We start from the raw sequence: 13,644 nt of genomic DNA, 5'->3' as shown, positions 1-13,644 counted from the left end.
GACTTCTTTCCAAACCCCGATTTTTGTGGATTTTTAAAAACTTCAACCCCAATACTTATAAGGGTTTATTTTTAGTTTGGAAAGAGATTTATTGTAAATAGTGCTATAAAGGTTCAGCACGCCCTAATATTTTTAAAAATTACTTGACAAAAGATGATTTTACCTTTATAAGGATTTTGAAATTGGGTCAGTTTGTTTTTGCTAAATTAGTTTAAAAATAAAAACAAATTTACTCATCTTGCCCATTATTTATTTACCCCAACCCATTTATCCAAAAGGAGTTATCATGAGCGGTCTTGATGATGATTTTGATGATGATAATTTTGAAGAAGATGCCGATGCCCAACTGGCAGACGACACCAAAGCCAAGCCCTTAGAAAAACGCCTTAAAATCGACGCCATGCTCGAAGAGCAACGCCTAAATAAACTCATGCGTGCCTTAGAAGATGACGATGATTTTGCCGAATTTGATGATTTGGACGATGATGATTTTGATGCCTAAACTTACCTTAGGCTAAGTTGTTGTTGTCATCTGTCTGTCATCTAATCATGTTACTTTTAGCCATGCTATTTTAATCCAAACCCCAAGAGTACACCCATGACCCGTGATGAATTAATAACGCTACTATACAGCGAAGAGACGAACCCTTATGGCTTTGACCCTGTTGCCACGCATGGGTTTTTGACCGCCAGTATTGTCGGCAAGCCGTTGCCAAATTGGCTGTCTGTCTATTTTGATGGGCATGAAAATGACGTGAGTGTTGATGTCAAAACCGCCCTGACGGCATGGCGAGATGAGATTTATCAAACCCTAAAAGACGAAGAGCCTGTTGAGCTACCCTTTGATGCCGATGACGACGAAGAAGACTTTGGCGAAGACTCAGATGTGGTGGCGTGGTGTATCGGCTTTATTGAGGCGATGTATGGCGACGAGTCTGTGGACTGGTTTGATGATGCCGACACCGAAGAAGATGTGGCGGAGCTGACCTTGCCGATGGTCATCTTATCAGGCATGGATGAAGAGAGTGAAGAACTTGGCATGATGAGAGGCGACATTGACATGATGGTACAGCTTGCCAACAGCCTAGAAGGCAATGTCACTGAGCTGTTTTTGTTGTTCCATACCAATGACTGATGGTTAGGGCGTGCCTGCCCTTTATAACACTATTTACAATAAATCTCTTTCCAAACTAAAAATAAACCCTTATAAGTATTGGGGTTGAGGTTTTTAAAAATCCACAAAAATCGGGGTTTGGAAAGAAGTCTAATATAGAAATATTTTAGAAAAAACTAATCGTTTTTGCATGAAAAATGGCTATCCGACCACTTAATCGGGTAAATTTTCAAGATTTTAACTCAATTTTTTAAATTAAGTGGTCGGATTGTTTTTCATCGTCAAAAGCTCGTTTGATAGAACGACTATCAAACTTCACTTTTTCCTTGAAAAACGTGCGATTTCCCTGCTTTTTTAAACAGGCATTTTTCATTGCAAATACAAAAGGCAGGCACGCCCTAGCCATACCAATTTTTATCATTTTTGATAATTTTTATAAAAATTAGTCATAATTATGCCAAACTTTGTGACAAAATGATTAAAAATACGTTATAATGGAAGTGTAAAACCATTTTGCACTTCTTTTTTGTTAACAATAGGTAATCCCCAATGTTAAAACACATTCTTTTAGCGACCAGTGTACTGGCGTTGTCTGCCACAGCGTCTGCCAACTTAACTTTTAAAGCAGGTCTAGGTTATCTTGATCCAACCGCGGAAAAAGACATTGCCACAGGTCTTCCAAATGCTAAAGTAAGTAGCGAAATGGCAGTATTGCCTTCTTTTGACTATCGCTTTGCCAACAGCCCATTTTCAGCAGAGTTGCTATTAGCCAGCCCATTTGAGCACACTGTCAGCGTTGGTGCCAATGATGCCAACAGAAGTGATGTGGCTAAATTCAAGCACTTGCCACCAACTTTAACCTTTAAATACAATACTCCAGAAGTTAATGGCTTTGGTGCTAACATTGGTCTTGGTGCCACTGTACTTGTTCCTTATGAAGAAGAACTTCTTGGTAGCAATGCTAAACTAGAAGCAGACACTGTGGTCGCCCCTGCCGCTCAAATCGGTGTGACCTACTCTAAGCCATCATCACCATGGGGTCTGTTTGCTGACGTACGTTATGTAGACCTAAAAACTGATTTGGAAGTTGATGGTGCCAAAATCGGTGAGCTAGAAGTAAACCCTGTGGTCTATGCCCTAGGTGTTAGCCATAAATTCTAATCTGTATATCAGTTAGACATCAAATCCCTGACCGTTGGTTGGGGATTTTTGTTTATAAAAATCTTTACAAGTGTTTTTAAATGAGTTATGCTAGGTCATCAGTCTTAGGATTGATAATTTTAGGATTGATGATTTTTTTGTTTTCATTTGTAAGGACACACCATGCACGACCACATTCACGGCTATGAAGCCAGCCCCCACGCCTATCCTTTTCCACTCATCATCAAACAGCTGTTAAACCGAGCCAAAACCGTCTCGCTTGACCAAGAGATTTTTTATGCTGACAAAGCCCGATTTACTTATCGGGAGTTTTTGGGGCGGATACAGCGTTTTGCCAATGTTTTGACCGATTTGGGGCTAAAACGAGGCGATGTCGTGGCGGTCATGGACTGGGACAGTCATCGCTACCTAGAAGCGTATTTTGCCATTCCCATGCTTGGGCTAATTTTGCAAACGGTCAATATCCGCCTATCGCCAGAAAAAATCCTATACACCCTAAACCACGCCAAACCCAAGGCGTTACTGTTAAATTCTGAATTTATGCCGATGATTGGTAATCATGTCCATGACGTGCCAAGCGTTGAGAAAATCATTTGGCTTGACGACCACGCCACGCCTGCCCCTGATTTTGTGGTAGGTGAATACGAAGAGCTACTAAGCCGTGCTGATGACACATTTGAATTTGAAGATTTTGATGAGAACACCATTGCCACGACTTTTTATACGTCTGGCACGACAGGCGACCCCAAGGGCGTATTTTTTAGCCACCGCCAAATCGTCCTGCACGCCATGGCGGTGACAATGGGGGCAAGCCTAAACCCCGATGAAGTCGGACTGAGATACTCGGACGTGTATATGCCGATTACGCCGATGTTTCATGTCAATGGCTGGGGCATTCCCTATGTGGCGACCATGATTGGGTTAAAACAAATCTATCCGAGCCGTTATGTACCAAGCCTGTTGGTGGATTTGGCAATCAAACACAAGGTTAGCTTTACCCACTGCGTGCCGACCATTTTGCAAATGATGTTAAAAGAAGCAAGCGAGCGTGATATTGCCTTTGACGGCTTAAAGATGATTATCGGTGGCTCCCGTCTGACCGAAGGGCTTGCCAAATCCGCCCTAGTCCATGGCATACAGGTTTATACCGCCTATGGCATGAGTGAGACTTGCCCTGTGATTACGGTGGCAACTTTTGACAAAAAATAGCCTTTAACGCCTGAGAACTCACTTGCCACTCGGGTGAGTACGGGCGTGCCTGTGCCACTGGTGGATTTGCAAATCTGGAATGAACACGGGCAAATCCTACCCCAAGACGGCAAAACGGCAGGCGAGGTGGTGGTGCGTACACCATGGCTGACCCAGAGTTATTTTAAAAACCAAGACGCAGGCGATGGGCTGTGGACGGGTGGCTATCTGCACACCCAAGACATTGCCCACATGGACGATAAAGGCGTGGTGCGAGTTACCGACCGCCTAAAAGATGTCATCAAATCAGGGGGCGAGTGGGTGTCGTCATTGGAGATTGAGACGATTTTGTCGTTGCACCCGTCTGTGGCAGACATTGCCGTCATCGGTGTGCCTGATGACAAATGGGGCGAGCGACCTTTGGCACTGGTGGTCAAAAAGCCAAATCATGACGACATTACGCCTGATGATATTTTGGCATTGGCACACCAAGCCTATGAACGTGAGATTATCCCCAAATACGGCATACCCAACGAGCTACGTTTTGTCGCCGACATTCCCAAAACCAGCGTGGGCAAGCACGACAAAAAGGTAATTCGTATGCTTGTGGCGGATGGTGAGTTGTAATTGACTGCCATAGGTTTATCGGGCTGACTTTGCACCCTAAAATTGGCGTTATCAAAGGACGTGCTCAGCACGTCCCTACGTCTACATGACATAAATTTGTGGTAATTTTAAAATTCTTTGACTGTATAACAAACGCAGGGCAGGCGGTTAAGACAACTGGCGATATCTGACCTGCTCTGCCCATAGCTTACGGCTGTTTAGGGGTTTGTAGTCAAGCAGGTAGTCTATCATCGCTCGATGTACTTGTCCGAGTAGTGCCAAGGCAGTGGGGCTTGGCTGATGATGGTCTGACTCACTGACCGCCCTAATCACCGCCCCTGATGTGCCAGTGCCATCGGTGCTGACAAAGCCCCGTGTGGGGATAAAGTCATAATATGCCTGCACGTCAATCGCCCGTCCTGTCTCATCTGCACCCCAGTCAATGCCTACGCCCAGCTCATCAAACAACGCTCTCTCAAACTGCCGTAGTATCTGTTTCATGTTATCCATCTCATGAGCTGTGCCATCGCTCATGTCATGACTGACAGCTTGGAGCTGTGTTATGCTGTCATGATAGTGTTGCCATAGGGCAGGGCAGGGGTTTTCGGGGGCGATGAGTCGGCAGATGAGTTCATTAAGATAGAGCAGGGCGTACTGATTTTGCCCCAAAGGGCGTGGGGGCGATGTGGTCGTGATGTGAATTTGGGTGAAGTTTTTTAGGGCGTTTTGCCCACTGGCAAACAGCTCAATGACCGCAAAGGACGGCATACCACGCACGCCCACGCCATGCACCACGCCATGTTCGGCACTAAAAAACTGATAAATCGCCCGTTTTTCTTGGTAGGCTCGGGCGTGTAGCAGATAGCCGGTCAGTGGCTCGTTTTTCATGATGGGTCGCTTGATATAAAAATAAGTTAGCGATAACTCACCGCTTCCGCCAAATGAGCCACGCCCACCCTATCCGCCCCTGCCAGGTCAGCAATGGTGCGAGCTACTCTTAGCACCCGATGATAGCTACGAGCGGAGAGATTGAGCCGTGATTGGGCGGTCGCTAGAAGCTGTTTTTCTGCCGTGCCGAGCGGTATGTGTGTATCAATCTCGCTTGGGGTCAGCTCGCTGTTGGCTTTGCCTTGACGGTCTAGGGCGATTTGACGAGCTTTGGCAACTCGCTCACGCACCACAGCGGACGGCTCGCCTTGCGGGGCGTTTTGCAGGTCGTCTATCGGCATGGCAGGGACGTGGATATGCAGGTCAATGCGGTCAAGCAAGGGGCCTGAGATTTTGTCCTGATAACGGCGGACTTGGTCGGGCGTACAGCGACAACGATTGGACGGGTCGCCATGATAGCCACACGGACACGGATTCATTGCTCCGATAAGCTGAAAATTGGCAGGATAAGCCACTTGGGCGTTGGCTCGGCTGATGATAATCTCTTTGGACTCTAACGGCTGTCGCATGACTTCTAAGGTCTTGCGGTCAAATTCGGGCAATTCATCAAGAAACAAAACGCCCTGATGAGCTAAACTAATCTCCCCTGGTTTGGGGCGTGAACCACCGCCCGACAACGCCACCGCACTCATGGTATGATGACAAGAGCGAAACGGACGTACACCAAATTCATAAGGCAGTCCTGCCACCGAATACACGCTTGCCACTTCTAGGGCTTCATCATCGGTCAAGGGCGGTAAAATGCTCGGCAGACGGCTTGCCATTAAGGTTTTGCCCGAACCAGGCGAACCTTTAAACAGCATAGAATGCCCGCCTGTGGCACAAATCTCCAACGCTCTGCGGGCGTGGTGTTGCCCTTTGACATCGGACAAATCAAGCGGATAAGTCGCCACCGTTTTGGTGGTCGGTATGGCGGTTGGGGTCAGCCTATCGTCTGTATTGCCGCCATTGATAGCGTTTAGATGACGGCAGACTTGGGCAAGATTATTCGCCCCCAGCACACAAATATCCGCCACTTGCACCGCTTCGGACGCATTGGCACTTGGCAACATTAGTGTTCGCCCACCGCTTTTTAGGGTGCGAGCCACCGACAGCGAGCCTGTTACCCCACGCAAATCGCCATTTAGGGCAAGCTCACCCACAAATTCAAAATTATCCAGCACCGTCTCATCAATCTGTCCGCTTGCCGTCAAAATCCCAATGGCAATGGGCAAATCAAGCCTAGCCCCGTCCTTGGGTAGGTCAGCAGGGGCAAGGTTAATCGTGATACGGCGATTGGGAAAGTCAAAGCCACTGTTGATAATCGCCGAGCGGACACGGTCTTTGCTTTCACGCACAGACGCTTCGGGCAAGCCGACCATGGTTAGAGCAGGCAAGCCTTGGGAGATGTGGACTTCCACCGTAACAGGCGGTGCGGTCAGACCGATGACAGAACGGGTGTGGATTTGGGCGAAGGACATGGGTTTATAATCTTAAATTTTAGGATTGGTAATGGTTGGTGTGGTTAATAGATAATGCTTGCAAATAAATTTGTAGGGAAAATTACAATTTACCTTTTATTAAAATTTATCAAATTTTAATCATTGGGCGAATTGCAATTTTCCCTACAATCCCTAAAACATCAGTTAAACCACGGTTATTCATATTCATAAAGCTCAAAGGTCTCATCTCTTTTATCAAAAGGGATTAGCTCATCAACCAACGTATCAAACTCGTCATTATTTAATAAAACCCAATCACCATGATTGTTTTTGACAGGTTCTTTTTGATACACGTCATTTAAACGCTCAATTTGGACAGGTGTTAAATAAGGACTGTGCGTGCGTAATTGAGCCAGTAAATATTCTTTGATGTTTGGGCTATCCTGCCCCACCAAAGCCACTTCAAGCATTTTATATACCATAAATTCTTGCAGATTTTTTGCCACATATTCGCTTTCACAGTCATGGCAAATTCTGACAATCTGTGGCTCGCTGTGCTTGTCGTGTTCATAATAAAAGGCATAACAGTCGCCGTTGCCACACTGGGCAAACATCACCAAGCGGTTTTCGTACTCTGGTTTTAGATAAAACCAATCGCCGTCATCTTGGCTTGGCAGATGGTCTTTGGTACAGGCAATCATCTCATCAGGCGAATACAGCTCATATTCATAAGACACGAGTAAAAAAGGCGGATTTTGCACAAGTTTTGGGAATACATCTTGATACCAATTTGGCACGCCAGTTTGCATATCCAGCATATCATCTTTGGCAAGCTGTTTGTATAAACTTGGCAAAGTAACTTCATAAGTCTTTTCTAAATAATCCAAGTATTGTAGATAATTCATGATGTTTCCTTGTGGTTTAAGCCATGAATTAAACAATCGCCTTTTGATAAACATCGGACAATTCGGTTAAATTGACCGCATATTGCACGTTTTGATAAGTCTTACCAATCTCGCTTTGTAGTACGCTCATCACACGCCCAACCAAATCCGCCTTTATCTCATCACTGCGACCTGCCATAATCGCCAAATGTGCCACGACAAAATGCTCACCGTCATCAAATGCCAGTCCGATAAGACTGTCTGTCGCATGATACACACGGCTTTTGATGTCTTTGGACTTGGCAAATTGACCGCTTTCAAATAGGGCAGTATTTATTTTTAACAATAAGTCGGCTTCATCGGCGATTTTTAGGTTTTTGGATAATTCTAGGGTAAGATGGGGCATAAAACTTCCCTTTTAGGTTAATCAGGTTTGACACAAATCAGCACACGAATGCTGTCAGGCACGAGCGATAGATTTGCCAATGCCGTCAGGCCCTGCTCTTTCATCTCAATGAGCTGTGCAATTTCATCATCTCGCACGTTGGGATTGATGGCTTGTAAGCGTTGCAATCGTCCTATCTCTTTGTCCAGATGGTCGGCAAATTGGCTTTGGGCGGATGTACTGATGGCGGACAGCTCATCGGTTGCCTTGGTTTTGGCTAGGGCGGTGATGTTGCCGATGACTTCATGTCTTGCCTTGACGACTTGACGGGCTTTGGCTTTGTCCAGTCTGTCAATGATGGGCAGAAGTTTGTCGGGGGTTGCCACTTTGGTTAGGTCGTTGCCATTTTCGGCAAGTAGCACACGGATGATTTGCCCTGAGAGATAGGCAGATAGGTTTAGGTGCTTGGGGGCGATGGCTTCGACTCGAAAGTGGTTTTCGATGAGCATCAGACCCTGTGGCATGGCGGATGACTTTAACAGCACCACGCTGGTGTTGCCAAAGGTGCCTGACTTGATGGACTCCAACACGCCCGTCATGAGCGGATGTTCTAAGGTCATGTACGCCATGTCTTCACGGGTCAGGGCTTGGGTGCGGTCAAAAGTTAGGGTCATACCGTCTTCGTCAAGGGGCAGTCCCGAGATGTCCTGCACTTCGGTGCTGTCAATGGGATGAATGACCCACGAATCATCACGGCTAATGCTATAATCGACGTTGAGTGCGTCCAGATAGCGGTCAAGAAATACTGGCAATACTTGTGCATTATCCATCTCGTGCATGGCTTGTACGATACGCCCTGATACGCTGGGGCGGCATGAGTTATACTCTAACAGGCGATCTCGTCCTGCTTGTAGTTCTTTTTCAAGTTGTATGCGTAGAGCGGTTGCATTTGCTACAAGTCTATTAAAGTCATCAAAGCTGTTTTGTCCTTCTAGCATGGGTTTTAGATCAGCGATGAAATGCTCTTGCACTGTTTGGGCGGTCGGACTGATGTGGTTAAAAATATTTAGGGCGTGGTCATACCAATGATACAAGCGTTCTTGGGCAGTGCCAACGACAAAGGGGACGTGCAGGCGGATTTGGGCGATTTGTCCGATACGGTCAAGTCGTCCGATACGTTGCTCTAACGTGTCAGGGTTGGCAGGCAAATCAAACAGCACCAAATCTTGGGCAAATTGAAAATTACGCCCCTCTGAGCCAATCTCGCTACACAGCAGTATCTGAGCCCCATGTGTATCAGCAAAATAGGCTGCCGCTTGATCACGTTCTAGCAGGCTCATCTGCTCGGTAAAAATGGCGGTCTTAATGCCAGCATGCAGACGCAGTACCGCCTCTAAACTTTCAATGGTTGCCCCTGAACGGGCGATGAGTAGGACTTTGTTGTGTTTTAGGTCATTTTTTAATAGCTCAATGAGCCACGGCACTCGGGGGTCAGCTTCTAGCCACGAGCCGTCAGGAAAACTCTCTTCGCCCCACAGCTGTTCACGCAGTTTGCCATGAGTATAAGGGGTATTTTGCCACGCTGTTGGTAGGGGGAGTGGATAGGCGATACTGGTACGCCCATAAAAGCCCTGTACGCTGTCTCGGGTGTTACGAAATAGCACTCGCCCTGTGCCGTGACGGTCTAGTAGCTCGTTAATGATGTGCTGACGGAGCTTGTCATTGGTGTTGATGTCGGCAATCTCACTGACATCAAAGCCGAGCAGTCCTGCCACTGCCGTGATTTGTTTGTCGGTCAAATCTTTACCGTCTATCAGCAAGGTTGCCACCATTGCCACGTCCGCAAAGGCGTCTTGGGACGCGATAAAATCATCTAGGTCATCAAATCGGTGTGGGTCAAGCAGTCGCAGGCGGGCAAAATGACTCTCCACGCCAAGCTGTTCAGGGGTTGCAGTGAGTAATAATACCCCTGCGATGTGATTGGCAAAATCCGCCACCAGCTCGTATTTGTCATTACCGCCTTGTTCGCTGTCCCAATGCAGATGATGGGCTTCATCCACCACAAGTAAATCAAAGCCCGACGCATACGCCTGCTCATATAGGTCGTGATGGTCAAGCAATAAATCAATGCTAGCAATGATGAGCTGTTCGGTGCCAAAGACGTTTTCATCAGGGTTATGCTCTTTGATGGACGCTGTCCGTACTAGGTCAAAAATGGCAAAGTCTAAGTTAAATCGGCGTTTTAACTCTATCATCCACTGATATTGTAAGCTGTCAGGAACAAGGATAAGCACTCGATTTGCCCGTCCTGTGATGAGCTGTTGATGAACGATAAGCCCTGCTTCTATCGTCTTGCCCAGTCCCACTTCATCCGCCAACAGTACTCGGGGGGCTAGGCGTTTGCCGACTTCGTGGGCGATGTAGAGCTGATGGTTGATGATATCCACTCTTGCCCCGATGAGTCCACGCAAGGGGTGACGGGTGAGCATGGCGTTGAGTTTCAAGGCGTCTTGGCGGACTTCATAATGCTCATTATGCTCAATGCGTCCTGCCAACAGTCGCTCCAAGGGCTTGGCGAGCGTGATGTTTGCCGATAGGCGAGTTTCCATGAGACTTTTGCCACAGGTCAAGTGATAACGCATGACATCGGCTATCTCTTCACAGCTTGCCACCACGAACTCTTGCCCGTCTTGGTCAAAAATGGTGTCGCCACTGCCAAAGACCACCCGTGACAGTTGAGCGGACGCTTTGGCATATACTCGTTTTTCTTCGCTTTGGGGGAATAAGATGTGAACACAGCGGTCGTCCACTTCGATGACCACGCCCAACCCCAAATTACTCTCAGAATCGGACAAATAACGCTGACCAATGGCAAATACGCTCATAAAAATTTAACGCTCGGTAAAGATGTGATGAATTTATATTTATGGGGGCAATCCCCATTTTATAAAGGCAAATTGATTATTTTAAGTGAAATAGGTGGGATTTTGCAATAAAAATTTGTTGTGGGTGGCAGGGGGTAAATAGCGTAAATGATGGTTGTCCCATTTTTAGGCGTGGTTTAACAGGGTTAAGTTTGATGGGGTTAAAGGTGGCAAGATTAAAATAGAAAGATTTTATTTGACAAGGCAAAATAAAATAAAAACTGCCTAAGATAAATCAAACATATTATCCAAATTTATCCACATCAAATGCCAATCCGTCAAAATCACTATATTTGCCATCATCTTTTACTGTCCGATTACGGCTTTTTAATCCCTTCAAGTAACCCCAAAAACCCCTTCACATACGCCATATCCATACTACTTGCACGCACCCCTGCATACAGCTGACAATATACCCCCGCCCCGAGCGGACGTGTTACCACCCAGCCTTTTTTCTCATATTCGCTCGCCACCCAGTCGGGCAGTGCCGACACACCCCGCTCGCTTGCCACCAGCTGAATGAGCATGGCGGTAAGCTCGGTCGTGCGAATATGTTTGGGGGTAACGCCATTTGGCTCTAAAAATTTAGCAATGACATCAAGGCGAGTCTGCTCCACAGGATAGGCGATGAGTGTCTCGTCCGCTAGGTCGGTAGGAGTTATCACGCTATGGCTTGCCAAGCGGTGCGTGGGCGACATCACAAGGCGACTTTCGTAGGTAAACAGTGGCTCATAATAAATCCCATCTATCGGCAAATCGCTTGCCGTGATGAGTAGGTCAATGTCGCCGTCTAGGAGCATTTGGTGTGGTTCGGGTTCAAAGCCAGAGGCAAAATCCAACTCCACATCGCTATACTCGTTACGATAGACATTTAAAATCGGCATGAGCCAATCAAAACAGCTATGGCACTCGCTTGCCAGTCTTAGTTGCCCTGCTTGTCCGTGTGCCAAACGTCTTATGTCGGCTTTGGTGCGAGCGACTTGCGGCAGGACATTATCGGCAAGCTGCAAAACCAAGCGACCTGCTGGCGTAAAGGTTACAGGGCGAGTACGGCGATTGACCAGCGTAATGTCATAATAGCTTTCTAGCTCTTTTAACTGGTGAGAAATGGCGGATGCGGTCAAATTGAGCTCATCGGCAGTCATGGCAAGCGAACCGAGGCGGTCAAGGGCGGAGAGCATTTGCAAATGGCGGATTTCTAGCATGGCGGTTTTGGGTTAAAAATTTTTCAGTATTTTATCATAAAATCAAAAATTTTTCAGGTTAAAAAGGCTAGCAATGAGAATAAGTAGTGATTGATAATGGGGTGTGGTTTGTTGTACACCCAATGAATTCGATATTTGCCATAGGTTTTGGGGGTTGGCTTTGCGTGTCCATAAAAACATCCGCCCAATCATGTCAAAGCCCCATGACGGGGCTTTGATGATGGCATTTAATGATGGTGGTCGTGGCTGTGTCCATGAGAGCTGTGTTCATGACTGTGCTGATGTTCACCATGTCCATGATGATGTTCATGCCCTGCATGAGCGTCTTGGCTCATTTAATGGCTGTGTTCATGACTATGTGCATGACCATGCTCATGGCTATGTTCATGATTGTGATGGGCATGCCCGCCATGATGATGACCGTGCATGAGGTGCATGACGGTAGGCGAGAGCATGACAAACAGCCCTGAGATGAGCATGACAGCACCGCTAAATTTACGCAGGTTAAAGGTCTTGACCTTTTGTTGTAACCATGATAGCGTTGCCCCGGTCATGATAAGCATGGGCAGAGTACCCAGTCCAAAGACAAGCATGAACAGTACGCCCATGATGGGTTCATGTCCTGTCGCCGCCACACTCATCGCCATCACCAAAGCCCCATAGACCAGACCACAAGGCAGCAGTCCCCACAGCAGTCCTGCCCCAAGAGCCTTAGGCAGGCTGTCCATGGGCAGTACCTTTTGACGGATGGGAGCAAGGCGATTCCAAAGACCCAGTCCCACTTTTTCAAGGCGATTTAGAAATGGCACGCCAAGCATGAGCAGGGCGGCAAACACAATCGCCAGACCCAGCACGATGCGGGGCAGGGCGTTGCCCGTCATGAAGGGGGCAAGCACCGTCTCGCCAAAGATGGTTGCAATCAGCCCAAGAGCCATATAACTCATCAAACGTCCAGTGTGATAGGTTGCGATGAGCATGCCACGTTTTTGTGGGCTTAGGTTCTTCATGGAGATGCCAAAAGCAGTTACGATACCACCACACATCCCCATGCAGTGTGGTGATCCCAAAAAGCCCATGGCAAGGGCGGGCGCTAATAATACGATACTCATGCGTCATCCTTATTACGTTGGTTGTTTTGGGTTGCCTTGCTGGCGTGATTTAAGGCATCACGGCGAGCTTGACGGTCATCTAAGATGATTTGGTCGGGGGCATTGTCTAAATCTTCAAACTGGTTGGACTTGACCGCATAAGCAATCGCCCAAATCGCCACAACGAACAACATAAGACTTAGCGGAATGAGTAGGTAGATACTGGTCATGTCATCTGTTCCAAAAGCACAAGTTCTTTGCTAGTTTACCCAAATCAGGGTTTTTTATCTTTTCACTCATCTTTTATATTGGTCATTGATTGGGGCATGCCCATACTCATGGCATTTTTATAAAATGCGTTATGTGGTCATGTTATGTGCAACCAAATAATCATATCTTATTCATGACATTAGGTAAATTGTGTTTGCAAATAATCCACATTTTAACACATTTATCAGTTTTGACAGCAAATTTTTAAAAGCCCATAAAAAATTTATGGTTTTTGGATAAACATAACTTTTTTCTTAAAAGTTTCTTAAATTTCTTAAAAGTTTCTTAAAAGCCGACCGAGCCGATTTAATATTTGGTAGGTGATGCCAAACGTTTAGCATGGATAAATAGCATGGATAAATGGTCATATGAACAGCCATATGAACAGCCATATGAACAGCCATACACTGATTTTTTACAAAATCACTTGCCACAGCTGTAAATTTTTGC

General features: G+C 46.6%; 11 protein-coding genes and 1 pseudogene. 4 read left to right on the top strand and 8 right to left on the bottom strand.

Going from position 1 to position 13,644, the window contains the following annotated elements:
- Positions 1-286 precede the first annotated feature (286 nt).
- From AAHK14_RS03285 to AAHK14_RS03270, 4 genes and pseudogenes are all read left to right on the top strand, one after another.
- Positions 287-502, top strand: coding sequence for a hypothetical protein (locus tag AAHK14_RS03285; protein ID WP_029102430.1), 216 nt, complete (start codon positions 287-289; stop codon positions 500-502).
- A gap of 96 nt (positions 503-598) precedes the next feature.
- Entirely contained in the window at positions 599-1,135 is a 537-nt protein-coding gene (locus AAHK14_RS03280) for a YecA family protein (RefSeq protein ID WP_062501706.1), read from the top strand.
- 528 nt (positions 1,136-1,663) lie between these two features.
- A complete protein-coding gene (locus AAHK14_RS03275; RefSeq protein ID WP_065256613.1) occupies positions 1,664-2,275 on the top strand; it encodes an OmpW family outer membrane protein in 612 nt (203 codons plus the stop codon).
- A 162-nt stretch (positions 2,276-2,437) separates the two neighbouring features.
- Positions 2,438-4,090, top strand: a pseudogene (locus tag AAHK14_RS03270) (fatty acid--CoA ligase).
- Between the two features lie 147 nt (positions 4,091-4,237).
- On the opposite strand, the gene AAHK14_RS03265 reads toward AAHK14_RS03270, so the two are convergent.
- The 8 genes from AAHK14_RS03265 to ccoS all read right to left on the bottom strand — a co-directional run bounded on the left by AAHK14_RS03265 (position 4,238) and on the right by ccoS (position 13,154).
- Positions 4,238-4,957, bottom strand: coding sequence for a DNA repair protein RecO C-terminal domain-containing protein (locus AAHK14_RS03265; RefSeq protein WP_065256612.1), 720 nt, complete (start codon positions 4,955-4,957; stop codon positions 4,238-4,240).
- A 26-nt stretch (positions 4,958-4,983) separates the two neighbouring features.
- Positions 4,984-6,477 carry a YifB family Mg chelatase-like AAA ATPase gene (locus tag AAHK14_RS03260; protein WP_065256611.1) on the bottom strand — a complete coding sequence of 498 codons (1,494 nt, stop codon included), beginning with the start codon at positions 6,475-6,477 and terminating at the stop codon, positions 4,984-4,986.
- Between the two features lie 176 nt (positions 6,478-6,653).
- Positions 6,654-7,343: an SMI1/KNR4 family protein gene (locus tag AAHK14_RS03255; RefSeq protein ID WP_065256610.1), complete on the bottom strand. Its 690-nt coding sequence runs from the start codon at positions 7,341-7,343 to the stop codon at positions 6,654-6,656.
- 28 nt (positions 7,344-7,371) lie between these two features.
- Positions 7,372-7,728: a hypothetical protein gene (locus tag AAHK14_RS03250; RefSeq protein ID WP_065256609.1), complete on the bottom strand. Its 357-nt coding sequence runs from the start codon at positions 7,726-7,728 to the stop codon at positions 7,372-7,374.
- A gap of 17 nt (positions 7,729-7,745) precedes the next feature.
- Entirely contained in the window at positions 7,746-10,592 is a 2,847-nt protein-coding gene (gene rapA / locus AAHK14_RS03245) for an RNA polymerase-associated protein RapA (protein ID WP_194092528.1), read from the bottom strand.
- A gap of 356 nt (positions 10,593-10,948) precedes the next feature.
- Entirely contained in the window at positions 10,949-11,836 is an 888-nt protein-coding gene (locus tag AAHK14_RS03240; RefSeq protein WP_065256607.1) for a LysR family transcriptional regulator, read from the bottom strand.
- Between the two features lie 335 nt (positions 11,837-12,171).
- Positions 12,172-12,945: a sulfite exporter TauE/SafE family protein gene (locus AAHK14_RS03235; protein ID WP_156065186.1), complete on the bottom strand. Its 774-nt coding sequence runs from the start codon at positions 12,943-12,945 to the stop codon at positions 12,172-12,174.
- Positions 12,942-13,154 carry a cbb3-type cytochrome oxidase assembly protein CcoS gene (gene ccoS / locus AAHK14_RS03230; protein WP_062498601.1) on the bottom strand — a complete coding sequence of 71 codons (213 nt, stop codon included), beginning with the start codon at positions 13,152-13,154 and terminating at the stop codon, positions 12,942-12,944. Before ccoS ends, AAHK14_RS03235 begins: the two co-directional genes overlap by 4 nt.
- Between the last annotated feature and the right edge of the window lie 490 nt (positions 13,155-13,644).

Source organism: Moraxella sp. K1664 (assembly GCF_039693965.1).
Lineage (GTDB): Bacteria > Pseudomonadota > Gammaproteobacteria > Pseudomonadales > Moraxellaceae > Moraxella.
This window is presented reverse-complemented; position numbering and strand designations above follow the sequence as displayed.

Coding starts and splice junctions, on each gene's coding strand:
- AAHK14_RS03235 (WP_156065186.1), bottom strand. CDS start 12,945: ATGAGTATCGTATTATTAGCGCCCGCCCTTGCCATGGGCTTTTTGGGA.
- AAHK14_RS03255 (WP_065256610.1), bottom strand. CDS start 7,343: ATGAATTATCTACAATACTTGGATTATTTAGAAAAGACTTATGAAGTT.
- rapA (WP_194092528.1), bottom strand. CDS start 10,592: ATGAGCGTATTTGCCATTGGTCAGCGTTATTTGTCCGATTCTGAGAGT.
- AAHK14_RS03265 (WP_065256612.1), bottom strand. CDS start 4,957: ATGAAAAACGAGCCACTGACCGGCTATCTGCTACACGCCCGAGCCTAC.
- AAHK14_RS03250 (WP_065256609.1), bottom strand. CDS start 7,728: ATGCCCCATCTTACCCTAGAATTATCCAAAAACCTAAAAATCGCCGAT.
- AAHK14_RS03240 (WP_065256607.1), bottom strand. CDS start 11,836: ATGCTAGAAATCCGCCATTTGCAAATGCTCTCCGCCCTTGACCGCCTC.
- AAHK14_RS03275 (WP_065256613.1), top strand. CDS start 1,664: ATGTTAAAACACATTCTTTTAGCGACCAGTGTACTGGCGTTGTCTGCC.
- AAHK14_RS03285 (WP_029102430.1), top strand. CDS start 287: ATGAGCGGTCTTGATGATGATTTTGATGATGATAATTTTGAAGAAGAT.
- ccoS (WP_062498601.1), bottom strand. CDS start 13,154: ATGACCAGTATCTACCTACTCATTCCGCTAAGTCTTATGTTGTTCGTT.
- AAHK14_RS03260 (WP_065256611.1), bottom strand. CDS start 6,477: ATGTCCTTCGCCCAAATCCACACCCGTTCTGTCATCGGTCTGACCGCA.
- AAHK14_RS03280 (WP_062501706.1), top strand. CDS start 599: ATGACCCGTGATGAATTAATAACGCTACTATACAGCGAAGAGACGAAC.